Genomic DNA, 18,643 nt, shown 5'->3' with positions numbered 1-18,643 from the left:
GGCGGCGCCGGGCGGTCGGCGCACGCCGCGGCCCCGCGGGTGGCGAGCGCGCGCCCCGGCCCGGGCAGCGTGGGCGGAACAGCAGCGCGCACCGGTCGCGCGCGAATCGGCCGTCGGTGGCCGAGCGACTGGAGACCGTCGATCTGCTGCTCGCCGGATCGGTGACCGACGCCGGCGGCCTGTGGTCCCGGGCGACGGCCTGGATTCTGCGGATCGCCCTCGAACAAGCCGTGGACGAATTGTGGCTGCGGCTGGCGCCCCCGCTGGTCCGGTGTCCGATGCGGGCGCAACTGATCGCGCTGCGCGCCTTCGCTGGTCCGGAGGTGGCGGCGCGCGTGGCCGTGCTCTGGGCGGCGCTGTCGCGCGCCGCCCACCATCACGATTACGAGCTCGCGCCGAGCGTCACCGATCTGCGGCGTTGGCGGGAGCAGACGGTCGCCCTGGCCACCGACCTGTCGGTGGTGGAGGCACGCCGGGACTGACCCGGTGATCGACCGGTACGCCCCGTCTGTGAGACACAGGCGTGGCGGATCGGGGTCGGAAGTGCCCATCAAGGGTGCCGTCGCGGCCGGACGGCCCTCGGTGCGTGCGGGATCGGGATCGGAGATGGCAGTGGGTGTGGAGTGCACCGCTCGGGCGGAAGGGAAACGATATGAGCGGATCGGAAACGGCGGTAGGGCCTGTGGTCGTGCAGGGCGCCGTGCGAGCAGGGAAGGACGCGGCATGAGTGGTGCACGGCGCTGCCCGTGTGGGCGTGGTGACGCCTTCGACGACTGCTGCGGTCCGGTGCTGAGCGGCGAGCGCCCGGCTCCCACCGCCGAAGCGCTGATGCGCTCGCGCTACACCGCCTTCGCGGTGGGCGACGAGGACTATCTGCTGCGTTCCTGGCATCCGCGCACCCGCCCCACCGGCCTGACCCTCGATCCCGCCCAGCGCTGGCTCTTACTGGAGATCACCCGGACCCACCGTGGCGGCCTGTTCGACGACACCGGCACGGTGGAGTTCGTCGCGCACTACCGGGACGCGGGCGGTCGCGGCGCGCTGCACGAGACCAGCCGATTCGCCCGGTCCGATGGCGCCTGGGTCTACCTGGACGGCACACACGCCGACTGACCGGTAGCGTCAGCGGGCATGGCACGCGTCGCGATCGAGTACTGCACTCAATGCCGCTGGTTGCTGCGGGCGAGCTGGATGGCGCAGGAATTGCTCAGCACGTTCGCCACCGACCTGGACGAAGTCGCGCTCCTCCCGGGGTCGGGCGGGGTCTTCCGGATCACCGTCGACGGCGAGCAGATCTGGGAACGCAAGACCGATGGCGGCTTTCCCGACATCGCGGTACTGAAGCAGCGAGTGCGCGACCGGGTCGCGCCGGAGCGCGACCTCGGTCACGTCGACCGGCGCGACTGAAACCGCGCGGGGGAGTCAGCCGCAGCAGCCGCCACCGCAGCAGCCGCCACCCGCCGGAGGCGCCGCCGGGCCAGGCGCGGGCGCGCTCCCGCCGCTCCGGGAGACGGTGGCGAAGGTGGTCAGCAGTTTGACCGTGTCGTCGTGGCCGATCGGGCAGGTCGCCGACGCCGACGATTCGGCCATCGGGCGGGAAACCTCGAACGTGTCGCCGCAGCTGCGGCACCGGTAGCTGTAACTCGGCATCCGCTCAGTTTAAGTGCCGCGCCGCGATGCGTTCGGATCGGACTGCGCCGAAATCTTCGCAGCCGCCCACCGCGTCCGTACCGTGGCTGGGCAGCGCGGCGATGAAGAGGTGACGGCGATGGCGGACGGCAGCGCGGGAGCGGTACTTCGGGCATTGCTCGAGCTGGGACCGGCTCCGCGAAGCTCGATCGCCAGACACGCGGGAATCTCACCCGCCACGGTGACCTGGCAGACCCGCGCGCTGCTGGAGGCCGGCCTGATCGTCGAGCTGCCCGAGACCGCGGGGGCCTCCGGAATCGGGCGGCCACACAGCCCGTTGGCGCTCGACACCGCCGACAACGTGGCCATAGCGGTGCACATCGCCTCCACCCACACCACCATCGCCGTGGTGGATATCGGCGGCACGCTCCGGCACACGACAAAGGTGCCGCACCCCACCCACGCCCCTTACGACATCCTGGCCACCGCCGCCGCCGATGCGGTGACCGCGACCTACCGCACCCAGGACATCCGGTGCACCGCCGAAGCGCCCGTACAACACAGGAGTCGCCATGACCATCGCACTGACTCGTCCCGTGGCGGTGCCGCCGTCGCGGACCGACGGCTTCGTCGAACGCAGGCAGTTGCGCAGGCTGGGGCTACGCAAGTCCGTGCCGTTCGCCCGGATGCTCGGGGTGGTGGTGGTTGACCTGATCGTGGAGAGCTGCTGCGCCGGGAGAACGGAGCGTTCCGCTGGCTATCGGGGCGGCGACCGGCGCAGTGACCGATTCGACACCGCGGTCCGGGACAGGGGCCTGAACAGCGGATGAATCGGAGGCGACGCGGTGATGTCCCGGCAACGCGACGCTGACGTGCTGATCTTCGACGTACCCTCGAAAAATAAGTTCGAGGAGGTCGGCGATGCGTGCTCAATTCTCCGAGGCGGTGCCCGGTGCCGATGGTTCCGCCGAGCCCATCGCGCGAACGGCTTACGGCGACGTGCGTGGCGTGCGCGAGGGTTCGGTATCCGTCTGGCGCAGCATCCCGTATGCCGCGGCACCCGCCGGACCGGCCAGGTTCGCGCCACCCGAGCCCCCGCAGCCCTGGGACGGAGCGCGCGACTGCACCTCTTTCGGGCAGATCGCGCCCCAGACGATGGGCACCATGGTCCCCGTCGACTCCGGCCTGACCATGGGCGAGGACTGTCTGTGGCTCAATGTCTGGTCACCGCGCCCCGAGACCGGTGATCCCGCCCGCGTCCCACAGACCGAACCGCGCCCGGTGCTGGTCTGGCTGCACGGCGGAGCGTACTGCCTCGGCACTGCCGCGCAGCAGATCTACGACGGGCGCAAACTGGCCGCGACCGGCGAGGTCGTAGTCGTGAGCGTCAACTATCGGCTCGGCGCGCTCGGCTTCCTCGATCTGTCCTCGCTCGGTGACGACTTCTCGCCGAATCTGGGGCTGCACGACCAGATCGCCGGGCTGGAGTGGGTGCGCGACAACATCGCCGCGTTCGGCGGCGATCCCGGCAACGTCACGCTGTTCGGCGAGTCCTCCGGCGCGGGTTGCGTCACCGCGCTGCTCACCGCCCCGCGCGCGGCCGGCTTGTTCCACAAGGCGATCGCGCAGAGCCCACCCGCGACCACGGTGTTCGGGCCGGAGCGGGCCGCGACGGTGGCGCAGCGCTTCCTGGAACTGATCGAACTGCCCGCGGCCAGAGCCGAGGAACTGCTGGAATGCCCGATCGACCGGATCGTGGCGGCCGCGGGCGTCCTGCTCGACGAGATACCGCTGAAGGAGCCCGGCAGGCTGGCGGCCGCGCCCGTGGTCGACGGCGATCTGCTGCCGACCTACCCGATCGACCGGTTCCAGCGCGGACGATCGCACCGGGTGCCGTTGATCATCGGCACCAACAAGGACGAGGCGTCGCTGTTCCGGCTGCTGCGCTCGCCGATCATGCCGGTGACGCCGGATGCGGTGAACGCGATGCTGCGTGACGTCGCCGCGGGCCACCCGGAGATGTCCGCGGAGCGTATCGCCGAGATCACCTCGGCCTACCCGGACCTGAACAAGGCGCGCGGGGCACTGGCGATGTCCACCGACGCGGCGTTCCGGATGCCCGCGCACTGGGTGGCCGACGGGCACGCCGAGCACTCGCCCACCTGGATGTACCGCTTCGACTACGCCACCCCGATGCTGCGGGCGGCCCGGGTCGGCGCGGGCCACGCCACCGAATTGCCATATGTCTTCGGCAATTTCGGCACGATCAACCGCGACCCCACCTTCTGGCTCGGTGGCCGCAAAGCGGCTACGGAGGTCTCCGGGCGCATGATGCGCCGCTGGCTGGCCTTCGCCAACCACGGCGTCCCCGCAGCGCTCGACGGCTCCAAACACTGGCCGCCCTACCGCCTCGCGGACCGCGCCACCCTGCTCATCGACAGCGTCGACCGCGTGGTCGAGGACCCCGACCGGGACCTGCACACCGCCTGGGGTCAACAGGCCGTCGGCTTCTCCTGACCGGCGCTTCCCGCACCGCCGCGTGCGGGGAGGCAGGACGGCGTGTGCAGTCCGTGGAAAGCGGGCTGCGAGGTCGTCCTGGTCGCCCCTCGCGAGCCATGCGTTCGGTCGACCGCCGCCTCCCCGGAGCCGCACGCCTGCGGCCCGGATGCGTCGATGACGTGCGCGCGGCGAGCGAAACGCGCCTCAGACGTCGGTGGAGAAGCGGATGCCGCCGTCGGGAATTTGCACGCCGGGCCAGACGCGGGCTCCGCGCAGCAGTTCGCAGCGGGCGCCGATGTGCGCGCCGTCCCCGATCACGCCGTCGCGGACGAGCGCGCGCGGGCCGATGCGCGCCCCGAACCCGATGATGGTGCGCTCGACCGTGGCGCCCGCCTCGATCACCGCGCCGTCGAACACCACAGCGCCGTCCAGGCGCGCGCCCGCGCCGATCTCGGCGCCGCGGCCGACGACCGTCCCGCCGATGAGCACCGCCCCCGGCGCGACGCCCGCGCCGGGATGGACCAGCGATTCGCCGCGCTGACCGGGCAGGGCGGGGGAGGGCGCGATGCCGCGGACCAGGTCGGCGGAGCCGCGGACGAAGTCCTCGGGCGTGCCCATGTCGCGCCAGTAGGAGGCGTCGACGTACCCCTGAAGGCGGGCGCCCTCGGTCAGCAGGGCGGGGAACACCTCGCGCTCCACCGACACCGGGCGCCCGGCCGGGATCTTCTCGATGTACTCGCGGCGGAAGACGTAGCATCCGGCGTTGATCTGGTCGGTCGGCGGATCCTGAGCCTTCTCCAGGAACGCCGTGACCCGGCCGTCCTCGTCGGTGGGCACGCAGCCGAACGCGCGTGGATCGCTGACCCGGACCAGATGCAGCGTCACATCGGCGCGGGTCGACTCGTGGGTGTCGAGCACCGCGCCGAGATCGGTGCCGCCGAGCACGTCGCCGTTGAACACCATCACGTTGTCCGCGCGCAGCTTGGGCAGCACGTTGCGGATGGCGCCGCCGGTGCCGAGCGGCTCGGTCTCGGTGACGTACTCGATCTCCAAGCCGAGGTCGGAGCCGTCGCCGAAGTGCTCCTCGAACACCTCGGCCTTGAACGACGTGCCGAGCACCACATGGGTGATCCCGGCCTCCGCGATGCGGGCGAGCAGGTGGGTCAGGAACGGCAGCCCGGCCGTCGGCAGCATCGGCTTGGGCGCCGAAAGGGTCAGCGGACGCAGCCGCGTGCCCTGCCCGCCGACCAGGATCACCGCGTCGGTGCCTGTATTTCCTGCCATCAAGCTTCCCCTGTTCACAAGGTCGTTTCTCGCGTGCGCCGCCGGTTACCCGGCTTCGCGCGCCTGCTGGCGCAGGGCAGATCGAACCGCAATCCGCGAGCGGATCGCAAGTCCGGCCCGCAACGCCAGCCGCAACGGAGCCTGCCACCAGTGCGGATGCCGGTCGGCCTGGAACCGGTAGGCGCTGGCGTGATGGGCGGGCAGCATGACCTCGGGATGGCGGCCCGCCGCGTGGCCCTTGGCGTGGGTCACCTCGGCGTCCGGCACGAACACGTTGTGCCAGCCCGCCTTGCCCATCCGGTCGCCGAAGTCGACGTCCTCCATGTACATGAAGTAGCGCGAGTCGAAGCCGTCGATCGAGTCGAACGCCGCGCGCCGGACCAGCAGGCATGAGCCCGACAGCCAGCCGACGGCCCGCTCGGAGATCTCCTCGTTCTCCTGCCGGTACCGGCGGGTCCACGGGTTGGACTTCCACACCGTGCCCAGGATCGCGTGTCCGGCGCCGTCGAGCAGGCCGGGCACCCGGCGGGCCGACGGGTACACGCTGCCGTCCGGTTCGAGCACCAGCGGCCCGAGCGCGCCCGCGCGCGGCCAGCGCTTGGCGGCGGCGAGCAGTTTGTCGATGGAATCGGTGCCCCAGCGGATGTCCGGGTTGGCGATCACGATGAACTCGATGCCCGGATCGATCTCCGCGACCGCCCGGTTGATCGCGCCGCCGTAGCCGATGTTGCCGCCGGTGCGCAGCAGTCGCACGTGCGAATTGGCCTCGGCGACCAGCTCCGGTACACCGTCCACCGACCCGTTGTCGGCGAGGATCACCTGCGGTTTGTCCGCGGTGGCCCCGGCTAGGGTGCTGATGAAGTGCTCGAGGTGCTCACCCGGCGAGTAGGTCACCGTGACGACGGCCAGGCCCGCGGGCGCCGCGGAATCGGAATCACTCACGACAGTTCACTCTAGTGGGCGCAGCCGGACCGCGTCCGTCGATGGCCCGTCCCACGTCCGGGGCGACGACGGAGCTACGCCCTAGTCGGCCCGTCGCGCCAGCGCGTCCCCCAGTGCGGTCCGCCAATCCCGCAGCGGCCGCAGCCCGGCATCGTTCCAGGCCCGCGGCGACAACACCGAATACGCCGGGCGCCGTGCGGGTCTGGGAAAAGCGGACGAGTCACACGGGCGGACGCGCCCTGGATCGGCGCCGACACCCTCGAACACCGCGCGGGCGAGTTCGAATCGACTTGCCCGCCCCGCATTGGTGGCGTGCACCACCCGCGGAGCGTCCGGCCGGGCCGCCAATTCCAGTAGCGCGGCGGCCAGATCGGCGGCGTAGGTGGGCGAGCCGACCTCGTCGTCGACCACGTCGACGGTGTCGCGTTCCCGCTCCAACCGCAGCATCGTGGCCACGAAATCGCCACCGCGCCCGGTGTATACCCACGCGGTGCGCACCACGTGCGCGTCCGGGCAGCGGCTGAGCACCGCTTGTTCGCCCGCGAGCTTGGACGCTCCGTATACCGACGTCGGCCCCGTCACATCGGTAGTGTCGTACGGCCGTTCCTGGGTACCTGCAAAGACGTAATCGGTGGACAGATGGATCAGCCGGGCACCGAGGTCGGCGCAGACCTCGGCGAGTACGGCCGGTCCGGTGGCGTTGCCCGCGTACGCCGCTTCGGATTCGGTTTCGGCTCGGTCCACGGCGGTGTAGGCGGCGCAGTTCAGCACCACGTCGCCGGGCGCCAGTACCGCGCGCACGGCGATGGGGTCGGTGATGTCGAGTTCGGCGCGCCCGTAGCCGCGGGCGTCCGGAGCCAGGCGCCGCAGCTCCCGGCCCACCTGTCCGTGCGCCCCCGTGACAACGAGGCGGGCGGAGACGGTGGACGCGGGCGCGGTGGGGTCGGTCACGGGCGCAAGTCTGGCACGCCGCCGGTTGCGCGGTTGCGGCCGTTCGCGATAACCGTTCGATAGCCTTGAGCTATCGGGGGATCCCGAAATCGGGCGGGGCGAGCGGTAACCACGGTGGCGGGTCGGTTGCGCACGCGTCGCCAGGACACCGAGTTCGGCGAGAGGATGGGACTTGTCGCAGCGGAGGGGCACATCGGCGTTGTCTCGGACGACGGGGTCGCGCGACCCGTCCTTCGGGCCGCTGCGCTCGATCGCGGTGGCCGCCGCCGTGATCGTGCTGGCGCTCACCGGTTTCGCTTGGCGCAGCGTCGACGCACTGGTCGCCGACATCGAGCGCCTCGGCGATCTCGGCCTCGGCGGCAACAGTGACGGCGCGGTGGACATCCTGCTGGTCGGCGTGGACAGCCGCACCGACGCGCACGGTAATCCCCTGTCGGCCGCCGAGCGCGCGATGCTGCACGCGGGCGACGAGGTCGGCACCAACACCGACACCATCGTGCTGCTGCGCGTGCCGAACGACGGGCGCTCGGCGACCGCGATCTCGATCCCGCGCGACTCCTACGTCAACATTCCCGGCCTGGGCATGGGCAAGATCAACTCGGCCTACGGCGCGACCAAGGCGATGCAGATCCAGAAGCTCACCGATCAAGGGGTCTCCGATGCCGACGCCGACCGGCAGTCCACGCAGGCGGGCAGGCAGGCGCTGATCAAGACGGTGGCCGGCCTCACCGGCATCACCGTCGACCATTACGCCGAGGTCAGTCTGCTCGGCTTCGCGCTGCTCACCGACGCCGTCGGCGGGGTCGAGGTGTGCCTGAAGAACCCGGTGGACGAATGGATGTCCGGCGCCCGGTTCCCCGCTGGACGTCAACGCCTGGACGGGCCGCGAGCGCTGAGTTTCGTGCGCCAGCGCCACGATCTGCCGCGCGGCGACATCGACCGCATCGTCCGCCAGCAGGTGTTCATGGCGCAACTGGTGCAGCAGTTGCTCAGCGCGAAGACGCTGGCCAATCCGATCAAGCTCCAGCAACTCAGCGACGCGGTGGGGCGCACCATCGTGCTGGACGAGGACTGGGACGTACTGGCGTTCCTGCAGCGATTGAAGGATCTGTCCGGCGGCCGGGTGAAATTCGAGACCATTCCGGTCGCCGACCTCAACGGGGAGACCGGCAATGGCGAATCCGTCGTCAAAGTCGAGCCGAAGGCGGTCCGGTCCTATGTCGCCTCGCTGGTGGGCGACGCCCCGGCCCCGCGGAACGCCGAGCCGGGCTTCGACCCCGCGACGGTGACCGTGAGCGTCTACAACGCGGGCGGCGTCGGCGGACTCGCCGCCGAGGTGGCCCAGACCTTGAACGCCAAGGGATTCCGCCAAGGCGTGGTGTCCAACTACAGCGGCAACCGGGTGACCAGCAGTCGGGTGCTCGCGGCGGACACCTCCAGCCCGAAGGCTCAGGCGGTGGCCAAGGCGCTCGGCGGGCTGGCGGTGCTCGCGGATCCGGCGCTGTCCCCGGATTCGGTGAGCGTCGTGCTGGCGAGCGACTATTCTGGTCCGGGCTCATCGGCGAGCCGGATGTTCGATCTGTCCGGAACGTCGAGCGCGGCCACCCCAGTCCCACCCGCTCCACCGATCGACGCAGGCCAGAACGGACCGAAATGCGTGAACTGAAACATGCGTGACATCGACCAGGCACACACTCTCACCGAAGCGGTACTCGATCCGATCCTGGCCCGCGAACCCGCGGGCCCGCGCGTCACCTACTACGACGACGCCACCGGAGCGCGCATCGAGCTGTCCGGCGCGACGCTGGCGAACTGGGCGGCCAAGACCGCCAACCTGATTCGCGACGAGTTCGGCCTGAGTCCCGGCGCCCGGGTCGCCGTCCTGCTCCCGGCGCACTGGCAGACCGCGGCGGTGCTGCTCGGCTGCTGGTGGGCGGGTACCGAGGTGGTGTTGCGCCCGGACGAGGACGCCGATCTAGCCCTGGTCACCCTGGATCGTCTGGACGACGCCGACGGGACGGGCGAGGCCGCGGCGCTGTCGCTGGACGCCATGGGCTCTCCGGTGCGTGACCTGCCGGTGGGCGTCACCGACTTCGCTACCTCGGTACGAGTGCACGGCGATCAGTTCCTGCCCCGCGGCGCCGGTGTCGCGCTGGACGGCATGCCGGTCGCCGAGGTGCTCGCCGAAGCGCGGAAATCGGCGTTGCGCCAGGGCTTCGCCGAAGGGGACCGGGTGCTGTCCAGCACGCCATGGGACACGCCGGCCGAACTGATCGACGGATACCTCGCGGTGCTCGCCGCGGGCGCCTCGCTGGTGCAGGTGGTCAACCCCGATCCGGCGTTGCGCGACCGGCGCATCGCAGCGGAGCGGGTCACCGCGCAGCGCGGCTGAGCGGCTCCTACCACGGTATAAGCGTCGAATCCGACCTGAGGACGTTCCACAACCCGGTGGCGTTCCGTACGGTGGAGTCATCGCACGACGAAGGGGTCGACTGTGAAGCCACACTATTGGTTCCGCTGGCTGTCCGTGCAGGGCGCGCCTCGGCTCGTCCTACGCCTGCAGGCGCGCCGCGGTGACCCGTTCGCCGAATTGATGGGCGGACCCGCCGGCTTCGACGACCCCTATCCGCTGATCGAGCGGTTGCGTGGGCAGCACAGGTTGCTGCGCACCTCGATCGCCTGGGCGACCTTCGACCACGAGCTGTGCCGTTCCATCCTGCGCGACAGCCGTTTCGGGGTGCGCACCACGGAGAGTTTCAACATTCCCAAGCCGCTGCAGAAACTGGCCGAGCGCTTCCCGCTGCCGCCGAATCCGGTGGAGCCGCCGTCGATGCTGGTGATCGATCCGCCGGAACACACCGCGATGCGCAAGCCGGTCGCCTCCGCGTTCACCCCGCGCGCGATCCGCAGGCTGCGCGACCGCGTCGAGACGGTCACCGAGGAACTGCTGGACGCGCTGCCCGAGCACGGTTCGGCGGACTTGATCCGGTCGTTCGCCGCCCAGGTGCCGATCGCGATCATCTCCGAGATGCTCGGCTTCCCCGACGAGGACAAGGCGCGGTTCCTCGACTGGGGCGATCAGATGACGCCGTTGCTGGACGTCGGCATCCCGTGGCGCGCCCACCGCAAAGCGCTGCTGGCCATGGAGGTGATGAACGACTACCTCGACCGGCACATCGAACGGTTGCGCCGCGAGCCGGGCGAGGACATCCTCTCCAGCCTGGTCACCGCGGGCGAGCTGGACTCCGCCGCGCTCAAGGCCACCGCCAGCCTGCTCATGGGCGCGGGTTTCGAGACGACGGTCAACCTGATCGGCAACGGTGCCGCGCAGCTGCTGTCCCACCCGGATCAGCTGGCGCGGCTGCGCGACGAGCCGGAGCTGTGGCCCAACGCCGTCGAGGAGATCCTGCGCTTCGACTCCCCGGTGCAGACCACCGCGCGGACCGCGCTGACCGATGTGGAGATCGACGGGATGACGGTGCGCGAGGGCAACACGGTAGTGCTGTCGCTGGCCGGCGCCAATCGCGACCCCGCGGTGTTCGCCGAGCCCGGCCGGTTCGACGTCGGCCGCGCCAACGCGAAGGAGCATCTGTCCTTCAGCACCGGCGTGCACGTCTGTCTCGGGGCCAGTTTGGCCAGGATGGAAGGCGTCTACGCGCTGCAAGCCCTGTTCGAGCGTTTTCCCGACCTGCGCCTGGACGGTCCGCCCAAGCGGCGGGCGCTGTTCACCCTGCACGGCTACGAGCGGATGCCGGTGGGTCTCGGTCAGCGCGCGCAGGCGCCGGAGCCGGTCTGATCAGGCGGTCGTGGCCTTCCAAACGTAGCGGGTCTTCGGGCGACCGGCCCTGCCGTAGTCCGAGCGGCGCACGACCAGCCCGTCATCGGCCAATTTCTCCAGGTAACGCCAAGCGGTGATGCGCGAGACACCGATCGAGGTCGCGGTGTCCGCGGCCGTCACACCCTCGGCTTCGGCGGCCCGCACGGTGCGGGAGATCTCGTCGAGGGTCTGCGGCGCGACGCCTTTGGGGGTCGCTGCGCGCTGGTCGGGGGTGCGCAGCGCGCTCAGCGCCCGATCGATGTCGTGCTGGGAGATGGCGCTCTCACCGGCCGGAAGCGCGGTGCGGAACTCGCGATACCGCTCCAGCTTGTCGCGGAACGCGGCGAAGGTGAACGGCTTCAGCAGATACAGCACGACGCCGTGCGACACGGCGGTGCGCACCATGGCCAGGTCCCGGGCGGAGGTGATGGCGATGACGTCCGGGCGCGGCGCCAGGCCGGTCAGCGCGGCGGCGACGTCGAGACCGCTCGCGTCCGGCAGGCCGATGTCCATCAGCACCAGATCGATCGGCGAGCCCTCGGCCGCGGCGTCGGCCGCCGCGCGCATCGCCTCGCGCCCGGTGTGGACGACGCCGACGGGCGTGAATCCGGCGATGCGCTCCACGTAGGCGCGGTGCGCCTCGGCGATCAGCGGCTCGTCCTCGACGATCAGCACACGAATCATCGTGCTTCCTTCCGTGGAATCGTCACGGTCACCGCGCTTTCGGGATCCCGTTGCGTGCGGATGTTTCCCCCGTGGCGGGCCACCAGCCGGTGGACCAGCGCGAGTCCGAGCCCGTGGTGGTCGGTCTTGGTCGAATAACCTCGCTGGGACGCGCGCGCGAACATCTCCGCCGACATGCCGGGGCCGCTGTCGGCCACCCGGACGTAGAGCAGCGACTCGTCCGCGGTGTCCGCGCGCTGGTGCCGCAGGGTGACCTCCACCCAGCCGGACGTACTGTCCGCCGCGGCATCGATGGCGTTGTCGACGAGATTGCCCACCAGCGTGACGGTCTCGTGCGGGGACAGCGGGTCCACCGAGTCGAGCGCGGTGTCGTCGGTGATCGTCAGCTCGATACCGCGTTCGGCGGCCTGATTCACCTTGCCGAGCAGCAAGGCGGCCAGGGCGGGTGCGCCCACCGCGGCGAACAGCCGATCGATCAGCGACTGCGACAGTTCGAGTTCCGCGGTGGCGAACTCGACGGCCTCCCGGTGGTGGCCCAGCTCGACCATGGTGACCACCGTGTGCAACCGGTTCGCGGATTCGTGCGCCTGTGCCTGCAACGAGGCCGCGAAGCTGCGCACGGAATCGAGTTCGCCCATCACCGACTGCAATTCGGTGTGGTCGCGGATGGTCATCACCGTGCCGATCGCCCGGCCGTCCCACTCCACGGTGTCCTGGTTGACCAGCAGGATCCGGTCGGTGGTCACGTGCATCTCGTCACGAACGGTGCCCCAGCTCATGCGCTGCAACGACAGCGGGAGGTCGCTGCGCCGGACGTCGCCCGGGGGCAGGTCGAGCAGGCGGCGCGCCTCGTCGTTGACCACCTCGGCGTCCTCCCCGGACGCCCCGAACACCACCAGGCCCTCGTGCACCGAGTGCAGGACCGCGTCGTGGTGCTCGTACATCGCGCGCAGCTCGTCGGGCGCCAGGCCGTGGGTCTGCCGCCGTAGCCTGCGGCTGAGCAGGAACGATCCACCGGCGGCCAGCGCCAGGCCCGCACCCGCGACGCCGAGGATCACCGGGAGCTGGGTGGCGACCTGATCGCCGATCTTCGCCCGTGTCACGCCCGCGGAGACCAAGGCGACGATCCGCCCGTCCTCGTGCACCGGAGTCACCGCCCGGATGGAGGGGCCGAGCGTGCCGGTGAAGGTCTCGGTGAAGGTCTCGCCGGCCAGCGCGCGATCGATGGTGCCGCTGAACGGCAGTCCGATCATGGCGGGGTTGGGATGCGTGTAGCGCGTGCGGTCCGGCGCCATGACCACGATGAAGTCCATGCCGGTCTCGTGCCGGATCTCCTCGGTCACCGGCTGCAACAGCGCCGTCGGATCCGCGCCGCGCAGCGCCTCGATGGTGGAGGGCGAGTCGGCCACGCTCACCGCGACACCGGTGACCTCCCTGGCGGTGGTGACATCGCTGTCGTGCCTGGCGTCCAGGACCGCGAGCACCACACCTATCGCGATCATCACCGCGAGGACGACCAACTGGAAGACGAACGCCTGCCCGGCGAGGGAGAGCCGACCGCGTCTCACAAGCTCTGCCTCCGCTGAACGTAATGCACCAAACAGTGACCGGGATCACCCGGCCGACCATCATTCTGCCTGGAAGGCGTGAGTCAGTTCGCGTCGGTACCTTTCGAGAGGAAATCCTCGCTATGAGCGACTCGACGAGAACGCGGCGTGACCGCACCCATTGGTTGTATCTGGCCGTCATCGTGGCGGTGGTGGCGGGCGTCCTCGTCGGCTGGCAGGCGCCAGGCACCGCGCAGTCGTTCGCCCCGCTGGGGACCATCTTCGTCAACCTCATCAAGATGATGATCGCTCCCGTCATCTTCTGCACCATCGTGCTCGGGATCGGCTCGGTGCGCGCGGCGGCCACCGTCGGCAAGGTCGGCGGGCTGGCCATCGGCTACTTCCTGGTCATGTCGACGATCGCGCTCGGGATCGGCCTGGTCGTCGGCAATCTTCTGCAACCAGGTACCGGACTGAATATCGCCAAATCGACCAAAGCCGGTCACGACCTGGCCAACACCGCGCACAGTGCGGGCGGCACCTGGGAATTCATCCAGAACATCGTCCCGTCCACGTTGGTGTCCTCGCTCACCACCGGCAGTGTGCTGCAGGCGCTCTTCGTCGCGCTGCTGGTCGGTTTCGCGGTGCAGGCCATGGGCACGGCGGGCGAGCCGATCCTGCGCGGCGTGGCGCTGCTGCAGAAACTGGTGTTCCGGATCCTGGTGATGATCCTGTGGCTGGCGCCGATCGGCGCGTTCGGCGCGATCGCCAACGTGGTGGGCAAGACCGGCCTGGACGCCGTGGTGAAGCTGGGCACGCTGATGCTGGCCTTCTACCTCACCTGCGTGGTCTTCGTCTTCGGTGTGCTCGGGGTGCTGCTGTGGAGCGTCTCGCGGGTGTCGATCTTCAAGCTGGTCCGCTACCTCGCGCGGGAGTACCTGCTGATCGTCGCGACCTCGTCGTCGGAATCGGCGCTGCCACGGCTGATCGCGAAGATGGATCACATGGGCGTGGAACGCACCACCGTGGGCGTCGTCGTGCCGACCGGCTATTCGTTCAATCTCGACGGCACCGCCATCTACCTGACCATGGCATCGCTGTTCATCGCCGAGGCGATGGGCAAGCCGCTGTCCATCGGCGAGCAACTCGGCCTGCTGCTGTTCATGATCGTCGCGTCCAAGGGCGCGGCGGGTGTCACCGGCGCGGGGCTGGCCACGCTGGCGGGCGGATTGCAGAGCCATCGGCCCGAACTCCTCGACGGCGTCGGCCTGATCGTCGGGATCGACCGCTTCATGTCCGAGGCACGCGCGCTGACCAACTTCTCCGGCAACGCGGTGGCCACGGTGCTGATCGGCACCTGGACCAAGACCGTGGACGTGGACCGGGTACGCGAGGTGCTCGATCGCAAGGTGCCTTTCGACGAGCGGACCATGGTCGACGACGACCACGGTGCGCCGGGAGCGCCGCTCACGCAAGAAGCCGAGGCCGTAGACCTGGTCAAGGCATAGGGGCACGGCAGGCGCAAAGCCTGTCCGGAGGCGCCGGACCGTGCGAAGGCGTGGCAGCCCAGCCGCACGGTGCACGAAGGGCCCGCAGGATTTGCGGGCCCTTCACGCCGTCCGGGTTACGCACGCGCGGTTCTCTCGCCGCGCCACAGCCGGTTCGGGTCTACGACGTCATCAGCCCGCCGGCCGGTTGATGAACGCCGCATAGGGAATCGTGTCACCGACACAGGCGCCCGTGATCTGCGTGCCGGGTACGAAGCCGGGCACCGCCACCGGGGCGCCGGCGGCGGCGGGGGCGATCTGCCACGGTCCCCAGAGCAGGCAGTTCCAGTTCTCCGGGGGTCCGGCGACCCCGACAGTGACTTCGCCGGGAGCAGAGGGCACGATTACCGGCCCCGCTGATGCGACCATGCGTTCGATGGTGAAGACGGGGCGGGCTTCGGAAAGTCGTCGGCGGTCCCGCGGAAGTGGCCCGGATCACCGACAGGAACGGATTCGCCACGGCGTAGGCACATTCGAGAGTAGGCCCGGGCCGGTCGCCTCAGGCGATCACGGCGGCCGAATCGGTCGCGCTGCGCTTGTTCAGACCGTGCTCGCGGAGCAGGAGGCCACCGGTCAGCGCCACCAGGACGGCGGTCAGGCCGTGGATGCCGAACGCCGCCGCCGCGGAACCGTTCCAGCTCAGCACGGTGAGCATGTCGCCGACCGGCACCAGTGCGACCACCAAGGTCACGATGCCCAGCGCATACCGCTGCCGCAGGCCGAGCAGGGCCAGGATCAACAGGCCGAAGACGGTGTCTCGCACGCCTTTGAGGGTCATGAACGCCGCCGCGTCACCCTCCGGCCACGCGGGCAGGCCGAAGCCGGGAGCGATGGTGTCCGGCGCGAACAGGTAGCTGATCCCGATGTAGAGGATGAACGCGGCGCCGATCAGGGACAGGACGGTGGTGATGCGGGAGAGGGTCATGGCGGTACTCCTGGGGTGGTTTCTCTGCCTAGAAAATCTAGCGTCGCTATAACTTATGGTGATGTTAAATGAGCGAAGTCAAGTTGTCTAGCGTCGCTAGAATTCGGTGGTCCGTACCTTCCGGCTTTCCTCGGCGCGCGGGGCCATCCGGAGCGGGCCGAGCGTCCGGCCTGGCCGAACGGGTGGTGGGGTTCGTCACCGAGTTCGCGAGCCTCGGTGCCCGGACTGCCGGGTGGGTCGGTGTGCGGGTGGCGCAGGGCGGTGTCGGCAAGCGCTTCGAAAGTCGGTCGGCCGGTAGCGTGGGGGGATGGCTGATGTGGTAGTGGTCGGTTCCGGACCGAACGGGCTCGCCGCCGCGGTGATCCTGGCCCGGGCGGGGCTCGCCGTGGAGGTGTACGAGGCCGAGACGACGGCCGGGGGTGGTTCCCGCACAGCGGAACTGACCTTGCCCGGCTACCGGCATGATGTCTGCGCCGGCGCGCATCCGATGGCGGCGGCCTCCCCGTTCTTCCGGGCGTTCGATCTGACCGCGCACGGTGTGGAGCTGCTCGCGCCTGAGGTCTCCTACGCGCATCCGCTCGACGGCGGCGTGGCCGGACTGGCCTGGCGAGACCTGGAGCGCACGGTCGAGGATCTCGGCCCCGACGGCCCGACCTGGCGCAAGCTGTTCGCCCCGTTGGTGCGGCACTGGCCGGACGTGGTCGACCTCGCGATGTCGGATCTGCGCCGTATTCCCTCCGGGCTCGCCACCGCGATCCGTTTCGGCCTGCGCACCGTGGAGCAGGGCTCGCCGCTGTGGGACATCAGATTCCGCGAACAGGTCGCACCCGCCCTGCTGACCGGCATCGCCACCCACGCGATCATCCCGCCGCGCGCCATCACGGCCGCGGGCGCGGCGCTGCTGCTCGGCACCCTGGCGCATGTCGGAGGCTGGGTGATTCCGCGCGGCGGCAGTCAGGCCATCCCCGACGCGCTGATCGCCGAACTCGAACGTCTCGGCGGCCGGGTGCACACCGGCCACCGGGTCGACTCCATCGACGAGTTCGCCGATGCTCGCGCGGTTCTGCTCGATCTCGCCCCTGCCGAACTACTGCGGATCGCCGAGCACCGGTTGCCCGCGCGGTATGCGAAGCGATTACGGCGTTTCCGGTACGGCGGCGCGGCGTGCAAGATCGACTTCGCGCTCTCCGGGCCGGTGCCGTGGCAGGCCGAGGGCTGCGCGCTGGCCGGAACGGTGCACGTCATCGGCACCCGCGCCGAGGCCATGGCCGCCGAGCACGCCGTGGCGATGGGACGGCACGCCGAACGGCCCTATGTGCTGTCCATCCAGCCCGGCGTGGTCGATTCCACCCGCGCCCCCGCCGGCGGCCAAACCTTCTACACCTATGCCCACGTGCCCAACGGCTCCACCCGCGACGTCAGCGAGGACGTGATCGCACAGGTCGAGCGGTTCGCGCCGGGCTTCCGCGATTCGATCGTCGCCAGGAACGTGATCACCGCCGCGGAAATGCCCTCGCACAACGCCAACTACATCGGCGGCGACATCTCCGCGGGCGCGATGACGCTGCGTCAGTTCGCGTTCCGCCCCGCCCCGCGCTGGAATCCGTACGCCACACCGATCCCCGGCGTCTATCTGTGCTCGTCCGCCACTCCGCCGGGCCCCGGGGTGCACGGCATGAGCGGGCTGCACGCCGCCCGCCACGCCCTGCGCGAACGCTTCGCCATCCGCACCGATCCGCTCGAGCTCCTACGCACTCCCGCGTTCCAGCGCCGCTGAAAACGGCCGGTCGGCGTCGGTCCCCCGCACGTGCCGTGCGAGGAACCGTCCCGATCCGGGAGGACCTATCCCGTGGCGAGTTCGGTGCGGTAGAGATCGGGTTCGAGGTAGATGACGCGCGCCGCCGGGACCGCGGCCCGGACGCGGGACTCGGCGTCATCGATGGCGTCGGCGATCGCGGCGACGTCGAGACCGGGCACCACGCCGATCTTGGCGGCCACGAGCAATTCCTCCGGGCCGAGATACTGCGTCTTGAGGTGGATCACCCGGTCGATGCGCGTCTCGTCGACCAGGCTCGTCCGGATTCGACGGTTCTCCTCCGGCGTGGCGCCCTCACCGATCAGCAAGCTCTGCATCTCCACGATGAGCACCACCGCGATGACGCCGAGCAGGCCACCGATGGCCAGTGTGCCGATGCCGTCCCAGATCGGATCGTGGGTGAGCATGGTCAGGCCGACGCCCGCGAACGCGAAGACCAGACCGATCAACGCGCCGGTGTCCTCCAGCAGCACCACCGGCAGCTCCGGGCTGCGCGAATTGCGGATGAACCGCCACCAGCTCGCGTCGCCTTTGAGCGGCGCGGACTCGCGCACCGCGGTGGCGAAACTGTAGGACTCCAGTGCGATCGCGAGCAACAGGATGACGACCGCCACGATCGGCGAACTCAGCTCCTCGGGGTGCTGGATCTTGTGGATGCCCTCGTAGATGGCGTAGCCGGACCCGAGGGTGAACAGCACCAGCGCCACGATGAACGAGTAGAAGTAGCGGTTTCGCGCGTAGCCGAACGGGTGCAACTCGTCGGCTTCCTTCGCGGCGCGCTGCTGCCCCAGCAGCAACAGCCCCTGGTTGCCCGTGTCGGCGACGGAGTGCACGGCCTCGGCGAGCATCGACCCCGATCCCGTGATCGCCGCACCGACGAATTTCGCCACGGCGATCCCCGCGTTCGCGGTCAACGCCGCGATGATCGCCTTCTTGCCACCGCCAGCCGACATGGAAGCATGTCCTCTCTGTTTTCGAGATACCCGCGATCAGCCTAGGGCA

Annotated in this window: 19 protein-coding genes and 1 pseudogene; 11 read left to right on the top strand and 9 right to left on the bottom strand. The window is 70.0% G+C overall.

What is annotated here, in order from left to right; genetic code table 11:
• Window positions 1-116 precede the first annotated feature (116 nt).
• The 3 genes from ACFU5M_RS19775 (at window position 117) to ACFU5M_RS19765 (ending at window position 1,407) form a co-directional block, all read left to right on the top strand.
• Window positions 117-482 carry a hypothetical protein gene (locus tag ACFU5M_RS19775; RefSeq protein ID WP_379051093.1) on the top strand — a complete coding sequence of 122 codons (366 nt, stop codon included), beginning with the start codon at window positions 117-119 and terminating at the stop codon, window positions 480-482.
• Window positions 483-723: 241 nt separating this feature from the next.
• Window positions 724-1,113 carry a YchJ family protein gene (locus tag ACFU5M_RS19770; protein WP_379051091.1) on the top strand — a complete coding sequence of 130 codons (390 nt, stop codon included), beginning with the start codon at window positions 724-726 and terminating at the stop codon, window positions 1,111-1,113.
• Between the two features lie 18 nt (window positions 1,114-1,131).
• The gene (locus ACFU5M_RS19765) at window positions 1,132-1,407 is read left to right on the top strand and encodes a SelT/SelW/SelH family protein (RefSeq protein ID WP_379051088.1); all 276 of its coding nucleotides are present in this window, start codon (window positions 1,132-1,134) and stop codon (window positions 1,405-1,407) included.
• A 15-nt stretch (window positions 1,408-1,422) separates the two neighbouring features.
• Here ACFU5M_RS19765 and ACFU5M_RS19760 read toward each other — a convergent pair whose 3' ends face one another.
• Complete coding sequence (locus ACFU5M_RS19760; protein ID WP_379051087.1) at window positions 1,423-1,650, bottom strand: zinc ribbon domain-containing protein; 228 nt, start codon at window positions 1,648-1,650, stop codon at window positions 1,423-1,425.
• A gap of 118 nt (window positions 1,651-1,768) precedes the next feature.
• On the opposite strand from ACFU5M_RS19760, the pseudogene ACFU5M_RS19755 reads away from it, so the two are divergent.
• The 3 genes and pseudogenes from ACFU5M_RS19755 to ACFU5M_RS19745 all read left to right on the top strand — a co-directional run.
• A pseudogene (locus ACFU5M_RS19755) lies at window positions 1,769-1,903 on the top strand (winged helix-turn-helix transcriptional regulator); the annotation flags it as partial.
• A 298-nt stretch (window positions 1,904-2,201) separates the two neighbouring features.
• Window positions 2,202-2,459: a hypothetical protein gene (locus tag ACFU5M_RS19750; RefSeq protein WP_379051113.1), complete on the top strand. Its 258-nt coding sequence runs from the start codon at window positions 2,202-2,204 to the stop codon at window positions 2,457-2,459.
• A gap of 91 nt (window positions 2,460-2,550) precedes the next feature.
• Complete coding sequence (locus ACFU5M_RS19745; RefSeq protein WP_379051086.1) at window positions 2,551-4,146, top strand: carboxylesterase/lipase family protein; 1,596 nt, start codon at window positions 2,551-2,553, stop codon at window positions 4,144-4,146.
• A 186-nt stretch (window positions 4,147-4,332) separates the two neighbouring features.
• On the opposite strand, the gene ACFU5M_RS19740 is transcribed toward ACFU5M_RS19745, so the two are convergent.
• The 3 genes from ACFU5M_RS19740 to rfbD form a co-directional block, all read right to left on the bottom strand.
• On the bottom strand, window positions 4,333-5,412 hold the full coding sequence (locus ACFU5M_RS19740; RefSeq protein WP_379051083.1) for a sugar phosphate nucleotidyltransferase: 1,080 nt from the start codon (window positions 5,410-5,412) through the stop codon (window positions 4,333-4,335).
• A gap of 45 nt (window positions 5,413-5,457) precedes the next feature.
• Window positions 5,458-6,354: a glycosyltransferase family 2 protein gene (locus ACFU5M_RS19735; protein WP_379051081.1), complete on the bottom strand. Its 897-nt coding sequence runs from the start codon at window positions 6,352-6,354 to the stop codon at window positions 5,458-5,460.
• 81 nt (window positions 6,355-6,435) lie between these two features.
• Window positions 6,436-7,305: a dTDP-4-dehydrorhamnose reductase gene (gene rfbD, locus ACFU5M_RS19730; protein ID WP_379051078.1), complete on the bottom strand. Its 870-nt coding sequence runs from the start codon at window positions 7,303-7,305 to the stop codon at window positions 6,436-6,438.
• A 241-nt stretch (window positions 7,306-7,546) separates the two neighbouring features.
• Here rfbD and ACFU5M_RS19725 point away from each other — a divergent pair, with 241 nt between their 5' ends.
• The 3 genes from ACFU5M_RS19725 (at window position 7,547) to ACFU5M_RS19715 (ending at window position 11,101) form a co-directional block, all read left to right on the top strand.
• Window positions 7,547-8,971 (top strand): LCP family protein, encoded by a 1,425-nt coding sequence (locus ACFU5M_RS19725; protein WP_379051111.1) that lies wholly within the window; start codon window positions 7,547-7,549, stop codon window positions 8,969-8,971.
• Window positions 8,972-8,974: 3 nt separating this feature from the next.
• A complete protein-coding gene (locus ACFU5M_RS19720; RefSeq protein WP_379051077.1) occupies window positions 8,975-9,697 on the top strand; it encodes a TIGR03089 family protein in 723 nt (240 codons plus the stop codon).
• A 102-nt stretch (window positions 9,698-9,799) separates the two neighbouring features.
• Window positions 9,800-11,101: a cytochrome P450 gene (locus ACFU5M_RS19715; RefSeq protein ID WP_379051075.1), complete on the top strand. Its 1,302-nt coding sequence runs from the start codon at window positions 9,800-9,802 to the stop codon at window positions 11,099-11,101.
• Here the strand turns inward: ACFU5M_RS19715 and ACFU5M_RS19710 are convergent, their stop codons facing one another.
• Together ACFU5M_RS19710 and ACFU5M_RS19705 are read right to left on the bottom strand one after the other, a co-directional pair.
• Entirely contained in the window at window positions 11,102-11,806 is a 705-nt protein-coding gene (locus ACFU5M_RS19710) for a response regulator (RefSeq protein WP_379051074.1), read from the bottom strand.
• Entirely contained in the window at window positions 11,803-13,308 is a 1,506-nt protein-coding gene (locus ACFU5M_RS19705; protein WP_379051108.1) for an ATP-binding protein, read from the bottom strand. The genes ACFU5M_RS19710 and ACFU5M_RS19705 overlap by 4 nt, the downstream gene beginning before the upstream one ends.
• Before the next feature lie 188 nt (window positions 13,309-13,496).
• Here ACFU5M_RS19705 and ACFU5M_RS19700 point away from each other — a divergent pair, with 188 nt between their 5' ends.
• Window positions 13,497-14,861, top strand: coding sequence for a cation:dicarboxylate symporter family transporter (locus ACFU5M_RS19700; RefSeq protein ID WP_379051071.1), 1,365 nt, complete (start codon window positions 13,497-13,499; stop codon window positions 14,859-14,861).
• A gap of 171 nt (window positions 14,862-15,032) precedes the next feature.
• Here ACFU5M_RS19700 and ACFU5M_RS19695 read toward each other — a convergent pair whose 3' ends face one another.
• On the bottom strand, window positions 15,033-15,269 hold the full coding sequence (locus ACFU5M_RS19695) for a hypothetical protein (protein WP_379051070.1): 237 nt from the start codon (window positions 15,267-15,269) through the stop codon (window positions 15,033-15,035).
• A 130-nt stretch (window positions 15,270-15,399) separates the two neighbouring features.
• Complete coding sequence (locus tag ACFU5M_RS19690) at window positions 15,400-15,825, bottom strand: DUF4267 domain-containing protein (RefSeq protein WP_379051067.1); 426 nt, start codon at window positions 15,823-15,825, stop codon at window positions 15,400-15,402.
• 307 nt (window positions 15,826-16,132) lie between these two features.
• Between ACFU5M_RS19690 and ACFU5M_RS19685 the strand changes: the two genes are divergently transcribed.
• On the top strand, window positions 16,133-17,602 hold the full coding sequence (locus ACFU5M_RS19685) for a phytoene desaturase family protein (protein WP_379051066.1): 1,470 nt from the start codon (window positions 16,133-16,135) through the stop codon (window positions 17,600-17,602).
• 65 nt (window positions 17,603-17,667) lie between these two features.
• On the opposite strand, the gene ACFU5M_RS19680 is transcribed toward ACFU5M_RS19685, so the two are convergent.
• Entirely contained in the window at window positions 17,668-18,594 is a 927-nt protein-coding gene (locus ACFU5M_RS19680) for a cation diffusion facilitator family transporter (RefSeq protein WP_379051063.1), read from the bottom strand.
• Window positions 18,595-18,643: the final 49 nt, after the last annotated feature.

Source organism: Nocardia sp. NPDC057455, assembly GCF_042802775.1.
Lineage (GTDB): Bacteria > Actinomycetota > Actinomycetes > Mycobacteriales > Mycobacteriaceae > Nocardia.
This window is presented reverse-complemented; position numbering and strand designations above follow the sequence as displayed.

Bases quoted from the DNA above. Each gene is read 5' to 3' on its own strand.
- ACFU5M_RS19700 (WP_379051071.1), top strand. From the start codon at position 13,497: ATGAGCGACTCGACGAGAACGCGGCGTGACCGCACCCATTGGTTGTAT.
- ACFU5M_RS19745 (WP_379051086.1), top strand. From the start codon at position 2,551: ATGCGTGCTCAATTCTCCGAGGCGGTGCCCGGTGCCGATGGTTCCGCC.
- ACFU5M_RS19710 (WP_379051074.1), bottom strand. From the start codon at position 11,806: ATGATTCGTGTGCTGATCGTCGAGGACGAGCCGCTGATCGCCGAGGCG.
- ACFU5M_RS19705 (WP_379051108.1), bottom strand. From the start codon at position 13,308: ATGATCGCGATAGGTGTGGTGCTCGCGGTCCTGGACGCCAGGCACGAC.
- ACFU5M_RS19720 (WP_379051077.1), top strand. From the start codon at position 8,975: ATGCGTGACATCGACCAGGCACACACTCTCACCGAAGCGGTACTCGAT.
- ACFU5M_RS19685 (WP_379051066.1), top strand. From the start codon at position 16,133: ATGGCTGATGTGGTAGTGGTCGGTTCCGGACCGAACGGGCTCGCCGCC.
- ACFU5M_RS19680 (WP_379051063.1), bottom strand. From the start codon at position 18,594: ATGTCGGCTGGCGGTGGCAAGAAGGCGATCATCGCGGCGTTGACCGCG.
- ACFU5M_RS19760 (WP_379051087.1), bottom strand. From the start codon at position 1,650: ATGCCGAGTTACAGCTACCGGTGCCGCAGCTGCGGCGACACGTTCGAG.
- ACFU5M_RS19740 (WP_379051083.1), bottom strand. From the start codon at position 5,412: ATGGCAGGAAATACAGGCACCGACGCGGTGATCCTGGTCGGCGGGCAG.
- ACFU5M_RS19750 (WP_379051113.1), top strand. From the start codon at position 2,202: ATGACCATCGCACTGACTCGTCCCGTGGCGGTGCCGCCGTCGCGGACC.
- ACFU5M_RS19695 (WP_379051070.1), bottom strand. From the start codon at position 15,269: ATGGTCGCATCAGCGGGGCCGGTAATCGTGCCCTCTGCTCCCGGCGAA.
- ACFU5M_RS19765 (WP_379051088.1), top strand. From the start codon at position 1,132: ATGGCACGCGTCGCGATCGAGTACTGCACTCAATGCCGCTGGTTGCTG.
- ACFU5M_RS19690 (WP_379051067.1), bottom strand. From the start codon at position 15,825: ATGACCCTCTCCCGCATCACCACCGTCCTGTCCCTGATCGGCGCCGCG.
- ACFU5M_RS19770 (WP_379051091.1), top strand. From the start codon at position 724: ATGAGTGGTGCACGGCGCTGCCCGTGTGGGCGTGGTGACGCCTTCGAC.